The sequence below is a fragment of the Streptomyces regalis genome, from assembly GCF_001509475.1.
GTDB lineage: Bacteria > Actinomycetota > Actinomycetes > Streptomycetales > Streptomycetaceae > Streptomyces > Streptomyces regalis.
Window position 1 is genome coordinate 91,914 of sequence record NZ_LLZG01000277.1, and the last position, 21,565, is coordinate 113,478.

A 21,565-nucleotide genomic window follows, 5' to 3' on the forward strand; every position below is an offset into this window, starting at 1 on the left:
GGGGGTGCGGCCTTCTGGCTGAGATGCCGAACTGTCGCAATTGCCGAAATATCGAACGAAGTTCGGTGAGTCGACCAGAAGGTAGGAGAGTGTTGGGTCCGCGTCAATCACATGGTCATCCTTGGCGGATTCCCGCCACTCGGCTCGGCGGCAGCCCGAGTTCCGCACGCGTGCGTGCCGCCGCCCCGACCGCCACCGCGTCGGCGCCGAGGCCGGCGCGCCGGACCCGGACGGGGTGGCCGCTGACGGGCGGTTCGGCGGTCAGGGTCGCACGGATCGGGTGCTCCAGCAGCGACCAGGAGCGGCTCAGGCCACCGCCGATGACCACCGTGGTGAGGTCCAGCAGGCCCGCCGTGACGAGCAGCGCACGGGCGACGGCGGTGCCTGCCGCCTCGTACACGGCGAGCGCGTCCACGTCGCCCGCGCCCGCCGCCTCGGCGACCTCCCGGGCCGTGCGCGCGCGGCCGGTGCGCCCGGCGTAACGGGCGGCGATCGCACGGCCGGAGGCCAGGGTCTCCAGGTGGCCGCGGCCGCCGCAGGTGCAGGCCAGGTCACCGAAGCCATGGAGACCAAGGAGCGGGCCGCCCGCAACCTCGTCGACCTCCTGGCGAGCGGTGCGCCCCGGCCGGTCAAGGCGTGGATCCCGGTGCCGGTGCTGCTTGCCGGGGAGCAGACCTCCACCCGTATCGAACCCGCGAAGGGCGTGTACGCGGCCGTGGCGGAGGTCGAGGCGGCCGACGGCGTGACGGACGCGGCGATCTGGGTCGGTTACGCCTGGGCGGACGAACCGCGCAACCGCGCCGCGGTCGTGGTCACCGGCCCCGACGAGGTCGCCGTCACCGTGGGCGCCGAGCGGCTCGCCCGCGGATTCTGGGACGCCCGGCACGACTTCGCCTTCGTCGCCCCCACCGGGGACCTCGACGACTGCCTCGACGAGGCCCTCGCCGCCACCGCCCGCCCCTACTTCATCAGCGACACCGGCGACGTCACCTGGGGGCTCGAACGCGTCCTCGCCCGCCCGGAGTTCAAGGACGGGTCCGGCCCGGTCGTCCTCTACGCCTCCCTGCCGGGGTCGTCCGCGGTCGATACGGCGGTACGGGCCGGCGTCGGCGCGACGGTGACCGTCACAGCGGGCGCCGAGGTCGACGACCGGCACGCCGGGCCGCTCACGATGACGGGCGTGGTGCACTGCGTCCGGAACGGCGACCGGGACGCGGAGACGGAGGTCGTGCTGCGGGTCGGGAGCGTGCACGTGATCCTGACCCGGCTGCGCAAGCCGTACCACATCGAACGCGACTTCACCGGCCGGGAGTTGGAGCCACGCACGGCCGACGTCGTGATCGTCAAGATCGGCTACCGTCTCGGCCACCACCGCATCCGCCGGCCGATGTTCCTCTTCGACCCCGGCATGCCCGATCCGGACCTCACGGCCCGGATCGTCGCGCCCGCGAACCGTCCGCTCACCGGCCCCGAGGAGTGAGAAGGCCTCGTCCAACGAGTGAGAAGGCCTGGTTCAACGAGTGAGACCGCTCCCGGCTCAGCTCGCCTTGCGGGCATCGGCGATCAACTGGTCGATCAGGGTGATCAGCACGTCCCGGCACGACTCGCGCTTCCGCGCGTCGCACAACAGCACCCGCACATGCTGCGGCAGCGCGAGGGCGTCCCGGATCTCCTCGGCGGGGTAGGGATGTTCGCCGTGGAAGCCGTTGACGCCGACGACGAAGGGGATGCCCCGGCGCTCGAAGAAGTCGATCGCCGCGAAGCTGGACTCCGGCCGGCGGACGTCGACCAGGACCACGGCCCCGAGCGCGCCGATCGCCAGGTCGTTCCACATGAACCAGAACCGCTGCTGACCGGGCGTACCGAACAGATACAGCACCAGTTCCCGGCTGATGGTGATCCGGCCGAAGTCCAGGGCCACGGTCGTGGCCCGCTTCTCCTCGATGCCGCTGAGGTCGTCGATACCCAGGCCCGCGGCGGTCAGGGGCTCCTCGGTGCGCAGCGGGGCGATCTCGCTGACCGACCCGACCATGGTGGTCTTGCCGACGCCGAAACCGCCGGCGATGAGGATCTTGACCGTGTCGGGCGGCGCGGCCGCTTCCACGGTGGTGTCAGAGCCGGCCAAGGCCGTCCCTCACTTTCTGCAGCAGGTCCAGGTCCGGGGTGCGGGGGGTGACGGGGTGCGGCGGGTGCACGGTGATCAGGCCCGCCTCCAGCAGATCGCAGAGCATGATGACGACCACGCTCACCGGGAGGTCGAGATGGGCCGCGAGTTCCGCGACGGCGATCGGCCGGGCACAGCGCCGCAGGATCCGCGTCTGTTCGGGCTGCGGACGGGGCGCCCGCTCCGGCGGCGGATCCACCGCCGTCACCGTCGTGATCAGCGTGAAGTCGGCGCGGCTGGGGCGCGTCCGGCCGCCGGTCAGGGTGAAGAGACGTACCAGCCGACCCGCCGAATCATCACCGCCCACCTCACGCACCAGGGCCGACGTGGGCCCGCGGTGCCGCCGACAGATGCTCGCCGATCTTCTTCACCAGCATGTTCATCTGGTACGCCACCACACCGACGTCCGCGCCCTGGTTGGTGAGCACGACCAGGTGGGCGCCGGGCCCGGCGGAGGTGAGGATCAGATAGCTGTGGGCCATCTCGATCAGCGCCTGGCGCACGGGGCCGCCCCGGAAGTCCATACTGACGCCCTTGCTGAGGCTCATCAGCCCGGACGCGGTCGCCGCCAACCGCTCGGCGTCGTCGCGCAGGAAGCCGGTGGACTTGCTGACCACCAGACCGTCCTCGGAGAGCACGACGGCGTGGTTGACGTCGGCGACCCGCTCCACGAGTCCGGTGAGCAACTGGTCGAGCTGGGTGTCCGTGGCGGGTGTGGGGCGTGTCATGGCGATGTCCTTCATGAGCGGTCGGCGGGCGGGGTGGAGGACGTGGGGGAGGAGGCCGAGCCGGCCGTGGTCGGCTCCTCGCGGGCACCGTCGTCACGCGCCCCCCGAGTGGCCGGGACCCGCTGGTCCTCGGCCTTGGGCGCGTCCGGTGCCTCGTCGTCGCTTTCGTCGCGGGCCTGAAGCGTCCCCCGTTGGAAGCAGGCGAGCGAGGAGGCGGCTCGTTCCGCGGTGAAGTCATCGGCGCACTCGTCCTCTTCGGCGGCCGGGGCGTCCTCGCGCAGCTCGGCGGCCAGGCTGGTCTGCGGTACCCGGCGGGGGAGCGGGGAGAGGCCACCGTGGCGTGCTGAGGGCGCGGGCGAGGGCGCGGGGGCCGGGGCGGGTGCGGTGCGGGCCGGGACGACCGGGCGGGACTCCCGTACGGGCTCCTCCGGTTCGGCCGCCCCGGCGTGCTGCACCTCGTCCCGGTCCGGCGCGGGCACGTCCCGCACCACGATGTCGTGCGGGATCAGCACGATCGCCGTCGTGCCGCCGTACGGCGAGGAGCGCAGGGTGACGGCGATGCCGTGCCGGTGGGCGAGCCGGCCGATCACGAACATGCCGAGCCGCAGGTCGTCGGCGAGCGCCACCACGTCGAACTGCGGAGGGTCGGCCAACTGGGCGTTGAAGGAGTCGTAGTCCTCCTCGGACATGCCGAGGCCACGGTCCTCGACCTCCACGGCCAGGCCCTTGGCCACCATCGCGGCCCGCACCCCGACCGGGGCCGGCGCGGGGGAGTACAGGGTGGCGTTCTCGATCAGCTCCGCCAGCAGATGGATCACGTCCGCCACCGCGGGCGGCGCGACGTGTACCTCCTCCTCGGTGTGCACCTCCACCCGCTGGTACTCGGCGACCTCACCGACGGCACTGCGCAGGATGTCGATCAGCGCGACCGGCTCGCTCCAGCTGCGGCCGGGCCGCTCGCCGCTGATGATGACGAGGTTCTCCTCGTAGCGGCGCAACTGGCTCGCGGTGGAGTCCAGTTCGTACAGGCCCTTGAGGACCTCGGGGTCCTGGTGCGCGCGCTCCAGCGCGTCGAGCTTGGTGAGCTGCAGGTTGACCAGGTTCTGACTCTGCCGGGCGATGCCCAGGATGATCTTCTGGAAGCCGCGCCGGGTGTCGGCGAGTTCGACGGCGGTGTGTACGGCGGTGCGCTGCGCGGTGTTGAACGCCTTGGCCACCTGGCCGAGTTCGTCATGGCCGTAGTCCAGCGGCGGGGTCGCCAGCTCCACGTCGACCTTCTCGCCCCGCTCCAGCCGGGCCACCACGTCCGGCAGCCGCTCCTGGGCGAGGCTCAGGGTGGCCTCGCGCAGCCCGCGCAGGCGCCGGGACAGTGAGCGGGTGATCCGCCAGGACATCCCGATGCACAGCAGCAGGGCGACCAGACCGCCCGCACTCAGGGACGCGGCCTTGATCAGCAGGCTGCGCGCGTCCTCGGCACTGCGCTGCAGCAGACCGGTCGTCTGCTGCTGGATCAGGACCGAGTAGTCGTCGGACACCTTGATCAGTGCGGCCCGCCACTCCTTCTGCACGTCCGGAATCGCGATGTCCCCGTCGCCACGCGCCGCGGCCCGGGCCGCGAACACCCGGTCCTCGACGGACTTCAGGGTCCGCCACTGCGCGCTGCGCAGGATCCGCTCGGTCTCCGTCTTCGCGCCCTCCTTGAGCAGGGGGACGATCTGGTCCTTGACGAGCCAGCGGCGGGTGTTCACCAGCTCCGCGAACTCGGTCCACGTCTTGTCGTCCATCTTCCCCGACGGCCCGGCCAGGGTCAGCAGCGCGTCCTCCTGGGACACCAGCTCCGCCGCGTGCTCCAGCGAGACGAGCGGACCGGCCTGCGAGGTGAGGTCGCCGTCGTCGACCTGGGAGAGCTCCTGGAAGGCGTGGATCTGGTCGTCGATGATCGACGTGTACTGGCCCAGCGCCTGCACGGCGGTGATGTCGGTGGGGTTGTCCACCTGACTCCGGTAGTACTCCAGGCTGCTCAGGGACGCGACGACCGAGTACAACCGGTCCTTGATCCGGGCCGGCGCCTGCTGGATCTCGTCCGACTGGCCGAGGAGTTTCGCGACCGCCTTGTCCGTCTTGCGGCGCTGCGCGTCCAGCGCGGTGCGGGCCGCTTCCTGGCGCGAGGCCAGCCAGACGGCCGAGTAGCTGCGCTCCTGCTGCAGCGCGAGGGTGGCCTCGGTGCCCATGGCGCCGGTCGACTTGCTCAGCCCGGTCTGCGCACGCAGCGTCAGGCCCTCCGAGAACATTTGGATCGTCGTCACGCTCCAGACGGCGGCGAGCGTGACGCTGGGCACCAGCGCCAGGAGGATCAGGGAGAGACGTATGGAGCCGAGGCGGCGGCGCCGGGGACCTGTCCGTGGAGACATTGTCGTCCTAGGGCGATCAGCGGAGGGCGGGGATGGTCAGCGCGGAAGCGGAAGCGGAGGCGGAGGCGGAGGCGGAGGCGGAAAGGGAAGCGGAAGGGGAAGCGGAAGGGGGGACGAGCGCGAAGGGTGGACGCGTGTCCGGTACATCACAGGGGGTGCGCAGGATGCTATCCGTACATGTGAGCGTACGCGGCATGCGTGCCCCAATCTTTGGCGACACCGTCGGCAGAAGTGTCCGGTCAGCGGGATCCGTTGGCGGCGAGCTTCGCGACCGCGGCGACGTTCGCCTTGGTGACGAACGCCGGACCGGTGAGGACGGGGGCCTCGCCACCGCCGAGGGTGTTGCCGTTGGTCCGGTACAACCAGAGGGAGTCCACGGCGAGGTATCCCTGCAGATACGGCTGCTGGTCGACCGCGAACTGTACGTCCCCGCCCTGGACCGCTGTGACCAGGTCCTTGTTGAGGTCGAAGGTCGCGACATGGGCCTTGCTGTGCGCCTCCTGGGCCGACTTCACCGCGGCGAGCGCGAACTGTGCGCCGAGCGTGACCACTTCGTCGATGCTCGGGTCCTGGGTCAGCCGGGACGCGACGGTGGCGGTCACCGCGTCCATGTCGGTGCCGTCCACGTAGAGGATCTCGGTCTCGCCGCCGAACGCCTTTTTCACACCCGCACAGCGCGCCTCCAGGGCGACGTTGCCGCGCTCGTGGATGACACACAGGGCGTGCTTGGCCTTCAGACCGTCCAGCTTGCTGCCGACGGCGCGGCCCGCGACGCTCTCGTCCTGGCCGAAGTACTCGAGCAGACCGGCGGACTTCCATTCGTCTATACCTGAGTTGAGGCCGACCACGGGTATGCCGGCCGCCCGCGCCTCGGTGACCGGGCTCGTCATCGCCGACGGCTTGGCCAGGGTCACCGCGATGCCGTCGGCCTTCTGCCGGATCGCGTCCCGCATCAGCTCGGCCTGCCCGGCCGGGTCGGAGTCGTTGGCGTAGGTCAGGTCGACGTTGTCCTTGGCGGCCGCGGCCCGGGCGCCCTTCTGCACCAACTCCCAGAAAGCGTCGCCCTCGCCGCCGTGGGTGATCAGGGCGATCTTCAGACGTGGACTGCCGGCCGCGGCGGCCGTGTCCGAGGCGTCGTCGGTTCTACCGAGGGCGGAGCAGCCGGCCAGCAGCAGACAGGTGGCGGCCGTGAGGGCCGCGACGCGAGTGAAAACGGGGGAGGGGGGTGAAGTCTTCATGAGGGTGCGGCACCTCGCTGTACGGCCGAGCCGGAGGAACGAACGAGAGTACGGCCCGCGCCGCAGGGGGAGTGCGCCGACCTGGTGAACTCTCGCTGGGCCGGAGCCAATCGCGTGTGACCACCGGTAGTCAAGTGTGCAACCACTCGGCGTGAGTCGTTGCTGCCACATCGTGATGAACCGCTGGCGGGAGGGCGGGCAGACGACCGGCCCACCCCGACTGCTTGCGCTCGCAAACCGGGTCAACTCGGCTTGCGTGCCACCGCCCCGTACATCGCGATGTCCTCGTCCCGGATCACCTCGGTGCCTGTCCCGTCCGGACGCCACTTGTGGACCTGCACGATGCCCGGCTCGACGAGGTCCAGACCGGTGAAGAATTCCTCGGCCTCGGCAAGGGTCCGCAGCCGCATCGGCATGCCCCGGGCCGCGTACTCCCGGGCGACCCGGCCGACCTCGTCCGGCGCGAACTCGGCGGTGCCGATGGACATGGCGAGGTAACTGCCCGTGGGCAAGGGTTCGAGCAGCCGCCGCACGATCCCCACCGCGTCGTGCTCGTCCAGCAGGAAGTGCACGATCGCGATGACAGTGAGCGCGACCGGCTCCCCGAGATCGAGCGTCTCGCGGAACGCCGGGGCCTCGAGCACGGCCGCCGGATCCAGCATGTCGGCCTCGATGTACGCGGTCCTCCCCTCCGGCTTCCCGGCCAGCAGCCCCCGGGACAGCGCGAGGACCAGCGGATCGTTGTCGACGTACACGACCCGGGACGCGGGCGCGACCGACCGGGCGATCTCATGGATATTGGGCGACGTCGGAATCCCGGTCCCGATGTCCAGGAACTGCCGTATCCCCGCCTCCTCGGCGAGATACCGCACGGCCCGGTTCATGAAGTCCCGGTTGGCCCGCATATGTAGGGGCAACGCGGGCCACTCACGCGCCATGGCGTCACCCGCTTCCTGGTCGGCGGGGTAGTAGTCCTTGCCGCCGAGGATGTAGTCGTAGATGCGGGCAGAGTGGGCGGTCTCGGTGTCGATACGGTCGGCAGACATGAGGCCTCCGGGGGTGGGGGTCGGGCCGGGTCAGTCTGTCAACATCCCGACGCCGTAGGGAAGTTGGTGGGAGGCATGCCTACCGCTGGGGCGCTGGGAGGTTGGCGGGTGGGGGGCCAGCCCTGGGACGTTGGGAGGCTGGCGAGTTGGCCGGTCAACCCTGGGACGTTGGGAGGCTGGCGAGTTGGCCGGTCAACCCTGGACGTTGGGAGGCTGGCGAGTTGGCCGGTCAACCCTGGGGCGCTGGGAGGTTGGGCGGGTGGGCAGGTCAACCCTGAGGCGCTGGAGGCCGGTGGGCCGGCACGCCAACCCGGGGCGCTGAACAGCCGACGGCCGGCATGCCCACCCAGGGGCGCGGGGCTGTATCGATATGCGGCTCCGCCGCGTGGGCGCGACCAGCCCCCACACACCCGCACCCGCCGAACTGCTCTGCCCCCTATGGCGCTCCGGCGATACGGTTCAGGCGGGCTCCCCAGCCTCCTGAGCGCCCGCCGCAGCAACCCCCTCCTCCCGCCCCCGCTGCCGCCGGCGCCCCCGCGGCGCCTGATCCGGAAGCCACCCGAACGCAAGTGAGCTACCGACAACACCCAGCAGAAGTCCCACGAAGAACCCGCCCAGATTCGACGTGGGCCAGGTACCCAGGGTGACCAGAACCCCGGTGATCGAATAGAAGAGCCGCTGCACCGGATTGAACAAGACCAGCAGCCCGAGCAGCACCATCAGAGCGGGCAGCAAATACCCCGCCAGCCCCTGCATCCCGACATGAAGAACGACCTTCATGGACGCCTTCATCGTGAGCAGAATCTCCGCCCCGCCCAACGCGAGCAACAGCCCGCCCCAGAACGGCCGGTCGGCCCGCCAACGACGGAAGGCCGACCGGAAACCCGAACGCTCGCTCATGGGCAACCCGTGCTGCTGAAGCGCAGTTTCAGACCCGGAAGCCTGAACACCCCGGCAGTCGTCGCGTAGTTGGTCTGCCGCAGGTTGGCGATGCGCACGGTGTCCGCCTGCTGACTGAAGACACCGATCGGCCCCTTCACTCCGGCCTTGGTCAACGTACTCGCGTCGTTGCCGATCTCGATGTTGCCGAACGCCGCGTCACCCGACAGCTCGGTCGAGTCGGTGGTCAGATCGGTCGCGGACACCTTCTCCGCCCCGCCGCCCGCGGTGATGAGCAGATTCGTGCCGCCGAGGTCGACGCTCTGGCACAGCTTCGTGAGCGTCGCGTTCTTGATAGCGGACGTGACGACCAGCACCTGGCCGCCCGTGTCCCCTTCGTTGGGGCTGCCCGGCGCCATGCTGTCGAGGCCGCCGAACTGCTCGAACCCGGTGCCGTTGAGCTCGGTCGCGGTGACCGTGAAGGGCATGCCGGAGATGGCGAACTGCACGCCCAGCGCGCCTTCGGCGGTGAGGACCGCGAGGGCGCCGGCGACGAGGGTGGCCGGCACCGCCATCACGGCGGCCCGGCGCGCCCGGACCCGCCCGCGTCTGGCGGGGGCGTCGGTGGTGTCGGACGCTTCGGACCCGGAACCGCTTTCCGGGTTCTCGGGGATGTTGTCGGCGGACGAGGTGATGTCCGAGGACGAGGCCATAACTGCTCCCAGGTGCATGAAAGTGCGGGTAGGGCATCAGCGGCACGTTGTCCTGGCGCGGACAGCGTCCACGGCGCACGGCTCCTCGCAACTCCCGGCGGGTGCAAGGGCTTTCTCGTACTCCGCAGTAGCCAGCCGGGAAGTTACCGGTGGTTACAGGCGAGGGTCAAGGCACTTATGGAAAAAGGGTGTTGATTGTGTGCCACCTGTGGGTCGAGGAGTCCTCGTGGCCGCGGAAGGCTCGTGCGCAAGCATCAACTCCCTTGCAACTCCTTGACGTTGACTGACACTCAGGTCTACAACTTGCCCTGGCTCCCCCCTGGATCCGTGGCGCCGGATCTGCCGTCGCGTGGCCTTGGCCCGCGTTCCCGGACCTGATGTCCTTCACATTTTCTCGAGATCACTCCACGGCGCCGTCACGGTCGCTTCCCCCCTCGGTCCGTGCCGGACGCCCCCGCCCGGTCCGCCCGGAGCCCTCCCCACGGTCTCCGGGCGGTCACCGGTCGGGCTGCCGTTGCCGGTCCGTGATGTACGGAGAAGGCGTCACAGACCGGCAACGGCACACACCGACTCGAGAGCCCCCACCCCCGAAACCCTCCGAACCCCCGATCCCCTGAGCCGCGCAGTCGCCCTCAGGGCACACCCCCGCAACGAAAGCCGAGGTACACCCGCATGCGTACGCGCACTCTCCTCACCCTCGCCGGCACCGTCGCCGCCCTCACCCTCCCCATGGCTGCCCCGGCGTCCGCGGCCGACGGCGCCGTTCTCACCACCGGCTCCGTCGGCGGTACGGCCGTCCCGGTCGGCGAGGTTCTCACCGCGCCGCTGGCGAGCGGCACCGCCGCCACGTTCTACTCCAGCGCGACCGGTACGAGCGGCATCTCCTGCACGTCGTCGCAGTTCACGGCCACCGTGACGGACAATCCCGGCGCGCCCGGCACCGCGACGGAGTCGGTCTCCGCACAGACCTTCGATCCCGCCAGCTGCACCACCAATGTGGTCGGCGTGCTCGGCGTCACCGGCATCACGGTCAACAACCTGCCGTACAGCGCCGCCGTGGCCTCCGACGGCACCGTCACCGTCACCCCGGCCGAGGGCTCCGCCATCCAGACAACGGTCGTCCTGCGGACCCTGCTGGGCAGCATCAACTGCGTCTACCAGGCCCCCAGCCTGTCCGGCACGGCGAGCAACGACGACAACACCATCAACTTCACCAGCGCGCAGTTCACCAAGGTCTCCGGCTCGTCCCTCTGCTTCGCCAACGGCTACTTCACCGCCAAGTACGCCCCGGTGACTGGCGGTGGCGAGGCGGTGTACGTCAACTGACGTCAGCCGTGCAGGAGTTCACCTCCTGCGCAGTCGCAGCGCAAGGGCGGCGCCCCCGGTGAGTACCAGCACCGTGGCGGCGCCGCCCGCGAGCAGCGGCGTCGAGGGCCCCGAACCGGGGCCGCCGGTGGCGGCCACCGGCGTGCTGTCGGGCGCGGCGGCGTTCTGCCTGCGCTGGGTCTCGCCGTCGGCCGGGGCGGAAGGCGTCGGTGAGACGGTCTTGCGCGGCTCGGCCGCCGGCGAGGAACCGGCGGGCGTACGACCGTTGTCGCGGTCCGCGTTCGCGGCGGTGGAAGCCGTGCTCTCACCACCGCTCTCCTCGGCGCCGCTGTCCTGTTCGGCCGGGAACACCACATCCGAGCAGGAGTAGTAGGTGTCCGGCGTACTGCTGTTCTGCCAGATCGTGTACAGCACATGGCGCCCGGCGCGGTCGGACGGCAGCGTCGCCCTGATCCGGTACGCCCCGTCCGCCAATGCGGGATCCTTCACCTCCGCGAAGGGCTTCTCCGGGAGGTCGGACCAGGACAGCGGCTTCGTCGGGTCGTAGCCGGGCTCGGTGAGGTAGAGCTTGAAGGTGCCGGTGTGCGGGATCGTCGAGACGTACCGCATGGTCAGAGTGGAACCCGGCGTGTACCGGGTCGACGGCCAGTCGGCGCGGGCGAGGTCGAGGCCCCGGTAGGCCGGCAGCCCGCCGCTGCACAGCTGCCCGTCGGGGACGACCTGCCGGTCCCTGCCGTTCACGTTCGCGATCCGAAGGTTGTCCCAGGCGGTGAAGGGCGCGCCGTTCGACGCGACCGCCGCCCGGCAGGCAGCCGACCGGGACGCGCTGCCGCCGTCGGGGGAGCAGCCGTACACCCGGCTGACCGGATCCGTCGGCGCACCGTGCGCATGGGCCGGGCCCGCCGCCCACACCGTGAGCAGCAAAGGCGTGACGGCGGTGGCCGCCAGGGCGGTGCGGTGCGATCTCATCCAGGGCATCCGGGACATCCGGAACGTCTCCTCGGCCGGCGCGGGAAGGGTCCTCGTCCAGTACGGGAAACCGGCCCGGCGCGTTCAGTGCGTGACGAGTCGGGCGAAGTCCGTCATTACCGGTCGACTGTCCGACGTAGAGGGTGGGTTTCCAGCCGGATCGAGGGTTTCCCCTGTATCCCAATGACCTTCTCTTTGCCTATCGTTCGACCACAGCTGACCCACAGGTAACCCCGAACGGGTCGCAGCTCGCGCCTGGCCGGCCGCCGCGCCCCTGCAACGCACTAACGCACTTTCGATACACCCCCCGCCGCTTCGACGACGAAGCGAATTCGACCGCCGCTCCGCGCTGCCCGGAGTACGGCCGGCCCACGAAAGGCAAGCTCTTGCGTACCTCTGCACCCCTCAGACGGAAGCTGATATCCGTCGCCGCGGTCTCCGCCGCGCTCTTCACGGCCGCCACCACCGTCGCCGTGGCCCAGGACACCGCCGCCCCGCAGGCCGCCGCCCCCGTCCCGGCGGCCCAGACCGAGGCCGCCCCCGGCACCCCGGCCGAGCGCCTCATCGTCGGCTACAAGTCCGGCGCCGCCGAGGCCAAGTCGAACAAGGCCGCCGAGGCCGACGCCGCCGCCAAGGGCAAGGAGGCCGGCGAGGCCGTCGACTTCCAGCGCCGCCTCGGCTCCGGCGCCGCCCTCGTCGACCTGGGCGAGAACCTCACCCGGACCGACGTCGCCGACGTCGTCGCCGAGTACCAGGCGGACCCGCAGGTCGCCTACGTCGTACCGGACCGGCTCAACAAGCCGCTGGCCACCCCCAACGACACCGAGTACAGCAAGCAGTGGGACCTCTTCGAGACCACCGCGGGCATGAACGTGCCGGGCGCCTGGGACGTCACCACCGGCAGCGGGGTGACCGTCGCCGTCATCGACACGGGTTACGTCACCCACTCCGACCTCGGTGCCAACATCGTCGGCGGCTACGACTTCATCTCCGACACCGCGGTCTCCAACGACGGCAACGGACGCGACAGCAACCCGGCCGACACGGGCGACTGGACCACCGACGGCCAGTGCAGCACCGACTGGACGGCCACCACGTCCTCCTGGCACGGCACCCACGTCGCGGGCACCATCGCCGCGGTCACCAACAACAGCAAGGGCGTCGCGGGCATCGCGTACGGCGCGAAGGTCTCCCCGCTGCGCGTCCTCGGCCAGTGCGGCGGCTACGACTCCGACATCATCGACGCCATCACCTGGGCGTCCGGCGGTACGGTCTCCGGCGTCCCCGCGAACACCAACGTCGCCAAGGTCATCAACATGAGCCTCGGCGGTGGCGGCGCCTGCTCCTCCGCGACCCAGAGCGCCATCAACGCCGCGGTGAACCGCGGCACCACGGTGGTCGTCGCGGCGGGCAACGAGAACCAGAACGCCTCCAACTCCTCGCCGGCGAACTGCAACAACGTCATCACGGTGGCCGCGCTGGGCCGCTCCGGCTCCAAGGCCTACTACTCCAACTTCGGCTCGATCGTGGACATCGCGGCTCCTGGCGGCGAGACCCGTACCACCACGGCGAACGGCATCCTGTCCACGCTGAACACCGGCACGCAGGGCCCGTCGAGCGAGACGTACAAGTACTACCAGGGCACCAGCATGGCCGCCCCGCACATCGCGGGCCTGGCCGCGCTGATGAAGTCGGCCAACGCGTCACTGACCCCGGCGCAGATCGAGTCCGCGATCAAGACCAACTCGCGTGCTCTGCCCGGTACTTGCTCGGGCGGCTGTGGCGCCGGCCTGGCGGACGCGGCCAAGACGGTGCAGGCGGTGAGCGGCTCCGGCGGCTCCACGGGGGGCACCACCTACACCAGCACCTCCGCCGTCTCCATCCCGGACAACGGCGCCGCGATCGAGTCCTCGATCGCCGTCAGCGGCCGCACCGGCAACGCCCCCTCGGCCCTCCAGGTCGGCGTGGACATCACCCACACCTGGCGCGGTGACCTGGTCATCGACCTGGTCGCCCCGGACGGTTCGACGTACCGCCTGAAGTCCGCCAGCTCCTCGGACTCCGCGGACAACGTCAACGCCACCTACACGGTGAACGCCTCCAGCGAGACGGCCAACGGCACCTGGAAGCTGCGCGTCCAGGACACGGCGGCCCAGGACACGGGCACGCTCAACAGCTGGAAGCTGACCTTCTGAGCGGACGCCGACCTTCTGAGCGGACGCCGACTTTCTGAGCGGACGCGGACGACAGTCGCGACCGACAACTGAACGCGTGCCCTGAGCGGGTGCGTACCACAAGCGGGCGGGCCGGCCGGTGCGGATGGGGCATCGGCCGGCCCGTCGTACGTACGTGGAGAGCGTTTCGGCCACCGACCGGCCCGGCGGAAACCGTCGATCCGGTCGGTGCCGTGTACTCAGCGTGCGGACAGGTCCATGGCGACCGGTTCCACGTCCGCGGCTTCGAGGGCCGCCAGAACACGCACCCCGCGATCCGGCTCCCGGTCGATGCCGGTCAGCAGGCCCGGTAGCGCGATGCTCGGCAGGAGGTGTCCCCACAGGACCGAGATCCGCTCCGCCAGATCGTTGCGGTCGTTCAGCGCCCGGGACATCAGCTGGATTCCCGCGAACGCGCCGACCAGCATCTCCACCGTCTGCCTGGGCTGCACGGTGGGCAGCAACTCGCCCTGTTCACGGGCTCGTTCGAGTATCACGACCAGATGGTCCGCCCACTGCCTGAACGGCCCGGAGTGATCGACACCGGGCGGCGCGCACTGGTCCACCGCCAGCCGCACACTGCCCTTGAGCAGGGAGTTGCTGAGCAGCCGCTGCCCGAACACGAAGGTGATGTCGACGAGTTCCTGCAGCTTGCACGGCTGCGGCGGCACCGCCCCGAGCGACAACTGCTCGTCCAGCACGGCCTGGGCCAGGGATTCCTTCGAGGGGAAGTGGAAATACAGGGCCCCCTTGGTCACCGCGGCCCGATCCAGGACCATCGCGATCGTCGTCGCGGTGTACCCGTGCTCGTCGAAGACCGCGCCCGCGGCCTCCAGGATGACCTTCCGCGTTCTGATGGCGCGCTCCTGCCTCGCCATAACAGCCCCTCCGCTGCGCCGAGTCGACCTCTGCGCCCGGCGTGCGCCGGAGCGGGTTCGGGCACGGTCGGACGACTCAAGGCCGCATTGAAAACAAACCGGTCGCCTCGTACTCTAACGCTCGCGGCACGGGCACCTCGCCGTCTGTCCTGCACATACGGGGGTACCCAAGGAGGGGACATGCCTCATCCGCAGCGATTCGCCACGACCCTGCTCGCCGAGACCCCGACGGCACCGAACGGCCTGACCGCCACCGTACCGCGTCAGCTCGTCCACCGAGCCTCCGTCGCTGAAACGTTTCTCACCGGGGCGACCAGCACCGATACCGACCGGTTCACCGTCTGGGCCCAATGGCCGCGCGCTCATCAGTTACACGTGTCGCCGGACCGGTCGGCGTACGAACCGCTGCTGGTCGCGGAGACCGTCCGGCAGGCCGGCGCGCTCCTCGCGCACACCGCCTACGGCGTCCCCCTGGGCCACCAGTTCGTGCTCAGGGAACTGCGGATCACCACGCGCCCCGAGCTTCTCGCGGTCGGCGCCGCGCCCGCCGAACCCGTCCTGGACATCACCGTCTCCGACGTCGACCACCGCGGCCGCCGCCCGGCCGGATTCCGCTACGACGCGGACATACGGCTCGGCGGCGAACGCGTCGCGACCGGGCACATCGCCGTCACCTGGACAAACGAAGCGGTCTACCGCCGACTGCGCGGCGGCCGCACCGCGACCACCGTGTCCGCCCTGTCCGTCCCGCCCGGTCTGCCGCCCGCCGAGGTGGACCGCGCCCTGCCCGCGGACGTCGTCCTCGCCCCCGCCGACCGTCCCGGCCGCTGGCGGCTGCGAGTCGATACCGCGCATGCTGTTTTCTTCGACCATCCACTTGATCACGTGCCCGGAATGCTGCTGCTGGAGGCCGCCCGCCAGGCCGCACGGGCCTGCGCGCCGAACGGCCGACGGCGGCCCGTTTCGTTCCGCGCCGTCTTCCATCAGTACGCCGAACTCGACCAGCTCACCTGGATCGAAGCGGTCTACAGGGCGGTTGACAGGGCGGTCGACAGGGAGGGCGCGAGCGGCACCGGCCTCCAAGTCCGGGGAGGGCAGGGAGAGTCGACGGTTTTCGAGTGCGAGGTGGGAACCGAGGGGTGGTGAGATATCGTGTGCGGAGAGTAAGAAACAAACGGCATGACCCGTTCTTTTCCGTCCCAGGAGTGTCCAGCGATGGTGAGGCAGTTACGCGCCGAACAGACCCGCACCACGATCCTCACAGCCGCCGCCGAACTGTTCGACCGTCACGGCTATGAATCGACCAGCCTCAGCGACATCGTCGAGCACGCCCAAGTCACCAAGGGTGCCCTGTACTTCCACTTCGCGGCGAAGGAGGATCTCGCCCAGGCCATCATGGAGCTCCAGTCCAGAGCCTCCCGGCAGATGGCGACCGAGATGGACGCCCGGGCCTCCTCCTCGCTGGAGGCCCTGATACGCACGACGTTCGGCATCACGCGCCTGTCCGTCGAAGGGCCGATACCCCGGGCCGGCCTGCGCCTCGCCACGGGGGGAGTGGTGATACGGCCGCCCCTGCGGCACCCCTTCACCGAGCTGCTGGACATCACCACCCGCAAACTCCTCGGCGCCGCCAAGGAGTCCGACATCCACCCGGACGTCGACGTCGAGGCCGCGGCGCACTCCCTCGTCTGCTTCTTCGTCGGCACCCGCGTCGTCGGCCGCTCCCTCGAACCCGTCGCACGCCAGTCCCGCAGGGTGGCCGAGATGTGGCACTTCATGATCCGCGGTCTGGTCCCGGTACCCCGCCGGGCCCGCTATCTCGCGCTCGCGACACAGCTGGAGCGGGAGCTCAGAGCCGTATGACAGGCGCGATACCGTGAGCCGCATGCCCGACAGGTCCGACACCCCCCTCGCGCCCGTGCTCCTCGGCAACGAGCCCGGCTCGTTCCCGCACAGCGTGCTCGCCGAGCGGCACCCCGCGATCATCCGGCAGGTACGGGAGTCCTTCCCGTACGCCCCCCAGCAGCACCGCGCGCTGGACGCGCTCCTCGCGAGCTGCACCAAGGGCGTGATCGAACCGCTCCCCGCCGACGCGTACGACGGGGAACACTGGGCGTCATGGGGCGCCGACGCCTGCACCGGCCGGACCTGGTTCGACGTACCGTGGCTGTGGTCGGAGAGCTACTTCTACCGCCAACTCCTCGAAGCAGTCGGCTACTTCACCCCGGGCCCCTGGCAGGGCATCGACCCCTTCCGGCCCTCCAAACTGGCCGAACTAGACTCCCCCGAGACGGACGAGGAACTCGCAGCCCTCGACGCCCTCGCTGACCGGCCCGCCGACGAGCAGGACCGGGCGCTGCTGCACGGCTCGCTGTGGGGCAACCGCGCGGACCTCGGATTCCGTATGTCGGCCGCGCAGGGCGAGGCAGCAACCTCAAAGACCCCGCCCCTCGTGGCCGACGACAGCGAGACCCTCTGGTCCCTGCTCCCGCACTCCGGCTCGGCCACCCTGTGCCTGATCGCCGACAACGCGGGCCGCGAACTCGTCCCCGACCTGCTCCTCATCGCCCGCCTCCTCACCCAGGGGCGCGTCGGACGGGCACTCCTCCACGTCAAGCCGTACCCCTACTACGTCTCCGACGCCACGCACGCCGACGTGCTCGACGCCCTGCGTCGGCTGACAAAGGCTCCGGGCGCGGCCGCGACGTACGGCCGCGTGCTCTGGTCGGCCATGACGGACGGCCGCCTCACCGTCCGCGCCCACCCCTTCGCCGCCGCCCCGCTGTCGTACGCGGACATGCCCGGCGACCTGCGCGAGGAGCTCGCCGCTGCCACCCTCACCCTCGTCAAGGGCGACCTCAACTACCGCCGCCTCGTCGGCGACCGACTCTGGCCGCCGACGACGCCGTTCACCGCCGTGACCGCCCACTTCCCCGGCCCGGTCGCCGCCCTGCGCACCCTGAAGTCCGACGTGATCACCGGCCTGGACGCCCGCACGGAGGCGGCGCTGGTGGCGGCGGAGGGGCAGAAGTGGCGGACCGGCGGGACGCATGCGCTGATCCAGGTACGGACGTGACGACCGCCCCGTTCGCTGGGCAGCCATCAAGTGATCTGCACGGGCAGTGACTTGAGGCCGTTGATGAAGTTCGACACCAGTCGCCTCGGCGGCCCCGCCGTCCGCAAGGTCGGCAGTACCCGCAGGGCCTCCCGGTAGAGGACCCGCAGCTGCAGCCGCGCGAAGTGCGCGCCCAGGCAGACGTGCGGGCCGTCACCGAAGGAGACGTGCGGATTCGGGGCGCGGGACAGGTCCAGCCGGTCCGGGTCGCTGAAGACCCGTCCGTCGCGGTTGGCGGAGGCATGGAAGACGACCACCTTGTCGCCCGCGCGGATGCGCCGGCCCGCCAGCTCGGTGTCCTGGGCGGCGGTGCGGCGGAACGTGAGGACGGGCGGGTGCCAGCGGAGCAACTCGTCGACGACGGAGGGCAGTTCGACGCGTCCGCTCCGTAGGCGCTCGCAGGCCTCCGGGTGCTCCGCCAGCGCCAGCAGGCCGCCGGGTGCCGCGCTGCGGACGGTGTCGTTGCCGGCGACGGTGAGCAGGAAGAAGAACATCCCCAGCTCGGCGCGGGAGAGTTCGGCGTCGTGTGCCAGGGTGGTCATGACGTCGTCGTCGGGGTAGCGCCGCTTGTGCGCGGCCAGTTGCTGGGCGTACCCGAACATGTCCGCCAGCATCGCGGGCGACCGCGGATTGACGGGCCTGCCCGTGGCGTCCAACACCGGGGCACCCGCCTCGTCCGGGTCCTGGTACCCGATCACCCGCTGCGTCCAGTGCAGCAGCAGCTTGCGATCGGCCTCCGGCACACCGAGCAGGTCGGCGAGGTTGAGCAGGGCGTAGTCGTCGGTGACGGCGGAGACCAGGTCGACGGTGCCGTCCGAGGCACGGGCCTCGTCCAGGGCGCGCGTGAGGAGCGTTCGGGCCCGTTCCTGCGCGACCGCGGTGAAACGGTCGATGCGGCCGGGCGTGAAGGCCCGGCTGATCAGCCGCCGCAAGCGCCCGTGCCCCGGCGGATCCTGATTGAGCATCATGCGGCGGATGAACGGCAGATCGTCCGGGTCCGGGTCGCGGATCTGGGTCGCGCCGATGTACGAGGAGTACGTCGCCGAGTCCTTGAGTACGCGCACCACGTCCGCGTGCCGGGTCACCGCCCAGAACCCGGGCCCGGCCGGCCAGCCCAGCACCTCGGGTTCGTCCTGCCGGGCCACCGGGTGGTGCTCGCGCAGGATGCGGTAGGCGTCGTAGGGCACGCCGGTGGCGTACTGCCGGGGGTCGAAGACGTCGGGGACGGAGGGAGCGTCGTGGACCGTCACGCCCCCTCGCCTTCGTTCGCGCCGGCCACCTCGCCCGCGCCGTCCGCGCGCAGGAAGTCCTCGACCACGCGGATCAGCTCCAGTGGGGTCTCGTCCATGGCGATGGGGGTCCCCCCGCTCGAGCGAAGCCGAGAGTGGGGGAGGCCAGCGGAGGGGAGTTCGTGCAGCTCGGCGCGGGGGTACCAGGTCATCCACGTCCGGCGGAGCAGGTCGGCGGACAGGGCCGGGTCGAGGGCGCCTGCCACGGCGAGCGCGGGTACCAGGGAGCCCTCGACCTGCGTGTGGAAGTCCTCCCGGGCCCAGGAGTCCAGCCAGGCGCGGAACTCCTTCTGGTCGCTGACGGCGAGCGACCGGGCGACCATGCGATCGAGCCAGGCGGCCGGGCGGCGCCCACCGGTGGTGATGTCGATGATGGCGCGCCGGTTCTCCGGCTGGTGCGCCGCGTCCGCGAACAGTTCCCACTGTTCCGGCGGCAGCGCCAGCCCCGAGGCCGGAACCGGCGAGACCCCGACCAGCCTGCGCAGCCGGTGCGGGGCGACGGTGAGGAGGCGCTGTCCGACCGCGCCGCCCATTGAGTGGCCGACCACCGAGAAGCGCTCCCAGCCGAGCCGGTCGGCGAGTTCCACCAGGTCGAGAGCGGCTTCGGCGGTCGTACACGCACCGACGGCGTCCTTGGCGCCGCCGTAGCCCCGCAGGTCGACCAGGGCGTAGGTGAAGGCCGTGCGGTCGAGGTCCGGGAGGAGGGGTGCGTAGGCGGACCGGTCGGCGAACCAGCCGTGCACGGCGAACACCTTGTGGGGCCCGTCGCCGTGCAGCTCGTGCGGGAGTGTGAAGGAGGTCATGCGACCAAGGTGGCGCATATCGGCGAAGACCGGCAGATTGACGTGGCGTTGTTCGCATGCTGTATGTGGTGATCATGACAAAAGCTTGATAGTCATGTCGACATGGCGTTACGTCAATTGCGCTCGGGAACGGGGAAAGCAGCGACGGAGAAGGCGACGACGGGGAAAGCGGCGGCCGCCGCGGTCACCTTCATGCTGGTGGCGCTCACCGCCTGCGGCGACGACGGGGACTCCTCGTCCGGTGCCGAGGGGCGGGAGACCGTCACGGTGGCCGCTCTGCCACTGATCGACTGCGTCGCCCTCTACATCGCGCGGGACCGCGGCCTGTTCGAGAAGGAGGGCCTCGACGTCCGCATCCAGCAGGTCCAACAGAGCCTCCAGGCGCTGCCGGCCCTGGCCAAGGGCCAGATCGACATGGTCGCGAGTGCCAACTACGTCACCTATCTGCAGGCCCATGAGCAGGGCACGCTCGACGTCCGGATCGTCGCCGAGGCGATCAGGGCCGCGCCGCGGATGATGGAGGTCCTGGTGCCCGCGGACTCGGACATCAAGACCGTCGCCGACCTCGAGGGCAAGAGGCTCGCGGTCAACACCCTGAACAACGTCCAGTCGCTCACCTTCGACGAGATCCTGGAGAAACAGGGCGTCGGCCGCCCCGTCTACCGGGCGATTCCCTTCCCGCAGATGGGCGCGGCTCTGGACAAGGGGCAGGTCGACGCCGTGCACGCGGTCGAGCCCTACGACAGTTCCATCCAGGACGAGTTGAAGGCCCGGGTCCTCGTCGACGGCTCGTCCGCTCCCGTGGAGGCCATTCCCCTCAGCGGGTACATCAGCTCGAGCAAGTACGCCGACGGGAACGCCAAGACGCTGGCCGCGTTCCAGCGGGCCGTCAAAGCGGCTGTGCGGATCGCCGAAGAGGACCCGTCCGTCGTACGCGACATCCTGCCGACGTACACCAAGGTGACCGAGAAGCAGGCCGCGTCCATCGATCTGCCCGTCTTTCCGCCCACTGTGGACGCCGCGCAGCTCACCCGGCTCACCGACCTCATGGAAAAGCAGGGGATGCTGAAGAAGCCGATCGACCCGGCGACGCTGATGGTCAAGTGACGTGGTGACATGAAGGGGCGTCAGGAGCAGCTCCTGCTGGGCAGTTTGGGCGTACTGCTTGCCTTCGGTGCCTGCGAGGCCGTCTCCCGCGCCGGTCTCGTACGGCGCACCTACCTCCCGCCCGCCTCCGAAGTCCTCGCTCGTGCCGTGGAGTTGGCGGGCGACACGGTCTTCCTGGACGGCCTCGCCGCCACTCTGCGCGCCTGGGCGCTCGGGCTCGCCCTGGCCTGTGCCATCGCCGTTCCGGTCGGCCTGGTCCTCGGCAGTGTGCCGGTCGTCGACGCCGCCGTCCGCGCGATCGTCGAGTTCCTGCGGCCGCTGCCGTCCGTCGCGCTGATTCCCCTGGTCTCCCTCCTCCTCGGCTCCGGCACCGAGACCAAGGTCGCGCTGGTGACGTACGCCTCGGTCTGGCCGATCCTCTTCAACACCGTCTACGGCCTCGGCGAGACCGACCACCTGGCCAAGGACACCCTCCGCGCCTTCGGCTTCGGCCGCCTCGCCGTCCTCCTCCGCGTCGAACTGCCGGGCACGGCCCCCTTCATCGCCGCCGGCATCCGCATCTCGGCGGCGGTCGCCCTCATCCTGGCCGTGGCCACGGAGATCCTCTCCGGCTTCGGAGAGGGCCTCGGCATCTTCATCGCCCAGGCGGGTCTGGCCACGGACGGGACACGGGATGTGCTGGCGGG

General features: G+C 70.5%; 19 protein-coding genes and 2 pseudogenes. 8 read left to right on the forward strand and 13 right to left on the reverse strand.

The annotated features are described in order from the left end of the window. Positions 1-115 precede the first annotated feature (115 nt). Positions 116-565: pseudogene (locus ADL12_RS26115) on the reverse strand (ROK family protein); the annotation flags it as partial. Here ADL12_RS26115 and ADL12_RS26120 point away from each other — a divergent pair. After that, a pseudogene (locus tag ADL12_RS26120) lies at positions 563-1,480 on the forward strand (M81 family metallopeptidase); the annotation flags it as partial. The pseudogenes ADL12_RS26115 and ADL12_RS26120 sit on opposite strands and share 3 nt — an antisense overlap. 57 nt (positions 1,481-1,537) lie before the next feature. Here ADL12_RS26120 and ADL12_RS26125 read toward each other — a convergent pair. The 8 genes from ADL12_RS26125 to ADL12_RS26160 all read right to left on the reverse strand — a co-directional run bounded on the left by ADL12_RS26125 (position 1,538) and on the right by ADL12_RS26160 (position 9,179). Beyond that, positions 1,538-2,125 (reverse strand): GTP-binding protein, encoded by a 588-nt coding sequence (locus ADL12_RS26125; protein ID WP_062705713.1) that lies wholly within the window; start codon positions 2,123-2,125, stop codon positions 1,538-1,540. After that, a complete protein-coding gene (locus ADL12_RS26130; RefSeq protein ID WP_062705715.1) occupies positions 2,112-2,471 on the reverse strand; it encodes a DUF742 domain-containing protein in 360 nt (119 codons plus the stop codon). The genes ADL12_RS26125 and ADL12_RS26130 overlap by 14 nt, the downstream gene beginning before the upstream one ends. Before the next feature lies 1 nt (position 2,472). Continuing rightward, the gene (locus ADL12_RS26135; protein ID WP_062705779.1) at positions 2,473-2,892 is read right to left on the reverse strand and encodes a roadblock/LC7 domain-containing protein; all 420 of its coding nucleotides are present in this window, start codon (positions 2,890-2,892) and stop codon (positions 2,473-2,475) included. A gap of 11 nt (positions 2,893-2,903) precedes the next feature. Continuing rightward, entirely contained in the window at positions 2,904-5,303 is a 2,400-nt protein-coding gene (locus tag ADL12_RS26140) for a sensor histidine kinase (protein ID WP_062705717.1), read from the reverse strand. Positions 5,304-5,542: 239 nt separating this feature from the next. Next, positions 5,543-6,541, reverse strand: a complete 999-nt coding sequence (locus tag ADL12_RS26145) for a substrate-binding domain-containing protein (protein WP_062705719.1) — start codon at positions 6,539-6,541, stop codon at positions 5,543-5,545. Between the two features lie 242 nt (positions 6,542-6,783). After that, the gene (locus ADL12_RS26150) at positions 6,784-7,587 is read right to left on the reverse strand and encodes an SAM-dependent methyltransferase (protein ID WP_062705721.1); all 804 of its coding nucleotides are present in this window, start codon (positions 7,585-7,587) and stop codon (positions 6,784-6,786) included. Positions 7,588-8,046: 459 nt separating this feature from the next. After that, positions 8,047-8,487: a DUF6114 domain-containing protein gene (locus tag ADL12_RS26155; RefSeq protein WP_062705723.1), complete on the reverse strand. Its 441-nt coding sequence runs from the start codon at positions 8,485-8,487 to the stop codon at positions 8,047-8,049. Next, on the reverse strand, positions 8,484-9,179 hold the full coding sequence (locus ADL12_RS26160) for a DUF6230 family protein (RefSeq protein WP_062705725.1): 696 nt from the start codon (positions 9,177-9,179) through the stop codon (positions 8,484-8,486). The genes ADL12_RS26155 and ADL12_RS26160 overlap by 4 nt, the downstream gene beginning before the upstream one ends. Positions 9,180-9,851: 672 nt before the next feature. Between ADL12_RS26160 and ADL12_RS26165 the strand changes: the two genes are divergently transcribed. Further along, complete coding sequence (locus tag ADL12_RS26165) at positions 9,852-10,505, forward strand: hypothetical protein (RefSeq protein ID WP_062705726.1); 654 nt, start codon at positions 9,852-9,854, stop codon at positions 10,503-10,505. A gap of 18 nt (positions 10,506-10,523) precedes the next feature. Here ADL12_RS26165 and ADL12_RS26170 read toward each other — a convergent pair whose 3' ends face one another. Continuing rightward, positions 10,524-11,483: a lytic polysaccharide monooxygenase gene (locus ADL12_RS26170; RefSeq protein ID WP_062705780.1), complete on the reverse strand. Its 960-nt coding sequence runs from the start codon at positions 11,481-11,483 to the stop codon at positions 10,524-10,526. Positions 11,484-11,860: 377 nt separating this feature from the next. Here ADL12_RS26170 and ADL12_RS26175 point away from each other — a divergent pair, with 377 nt between their 5' ends. Continuing rightward, positions 11,861-13,669: a S8 family peptidase gene (locus ADL12_RS26175; RefSeq protein WP_062705728.1), complete on the forward strand. Its 1,809-nt coding sequence runs from the start codon at positions 11,861-11,863 to the stop codon at positions 13,667-13,669. 218 nt (positions 13,670-13,887) lie between these two features. Here ADL12_RS26175 and ADL12_RS26180 read toward each other — a convergent pair whose 3' ends face one another. Continuing rightward, the gene (locus tag ADL12_RS26180) at positions 13,888-14,565 is read right to left on the reverse strand and encodes a ScbR family autoregulator-binding transcription factor (RefSeq protein ID WP_062705736.1); all 678 of its coding nucleotides are present in this window, start codon (positions 14,563-14,565) and stop codon (positions 13,888-13,890) included. A 180-nt stretch (positions 14,566-14,745) separates the two neighbouring features. Here ADL12_RS26180 and ADL12_RS26185 point away from each other — a divergent pair, with 180 nt between their 5' ends. From ADL12_RS26185 to ADL12_RS26195, 3 genes are all read left to right on the forward strand, one after another. After that, complete coding sequence (locus ADL12_RS26185; RefSeq protein WP_062705738.1) at positions 14,746-15,711, forward strand: ScbA/BarX family gamma-butyrolactone biosynthesis protein; 966 nt, start codon at positions 14,746-14,748, stop codon at positions 15,709-15,711. 69 nt (positions 15,712-15,780) lie between these two features. Next, positions 15,781-16,428: a ScbR family autoregulator-binding transcription factor gene (locus ADL12_RS26190; RefSeq protein WP_062705740.1), complete on the forward strand. Its 648-nt coding sequence runs from the start codon at positions 15,781-15,783 to the stop codon at positions 16,426-16,428. A gap of 22 nt (positions 16,429-16,450) precedes the next feature. Next, entirely contained in the window at positions 16,451-17,641 is a 1,191-nt protein-coding gene (locus tag ADL12_RS26195; RefSeq protein WP_062705742.1) for a damage-control phosphatase ARMT1 family protein, read from the forward strand. Positions 17,642-17,667: 26 nt separating this feature from the next. Here ADL12_RS26195 and ADL12_RS26200 read toward each other — a convergent pair whose 3' ends face one another. Both ADL12_RS26200 and ADL12_RS26205 read right to left on the reverse strand, forming a co-directional pair. Then, positions 17,668-18,930 carry a cytochrome P450 gene (locus ADL12_RS26200; RefSeq protein ID WP_062705744.1) on the reverse strand — a complete coding sequence of 421 codons (1,263 nt, stop codon included), beginning with the start codon at positions 18,928-18,930 and terminating at the stop codon, positions 17,668-17,670. After that, positions 18,927-19,772: an alpha/beta fold hydrolase gene (locus ADL12_RS26205; protein WP_062705746.1), complete on the reverse strand. Its 846-nt coding sequence runs from the start codon at positions 19,770-19,772 to the stop codon at positions 18,927-18,929. The genes ADL12_RS26200 and ADL12_RS26205 overlap by 4 nt, the downstream gene beginning before the upstream one ends. 102 nt (positions 19,773-19,874) lie before the next feature. Here ADL12_RS26205 and ADL12_RS26210 point away from each other — a divergent pair, with 102 nt between their 5' ends. Continuing rightward, positions 19,875-20,879, forward strand: a complete 1,005-nt coding sequence (locus tag ADL12_RS26210) for an ABC transporter substrate-binding protein (RefSeq protein ID WP_079052290.1) — start codon at positions 19,875-19,877, stop codon at positions 20,877-20,879. Between the two features lie 9 nt (positions 20,880-20,888). Further along, a partial coding sequence (locus ADL12_RS26215; protein ID WP_062705748.1) for an ABC transporter permease occupies positions 20,889-21,565 on the forward strand: 677 nt, incomplete at its 3' end.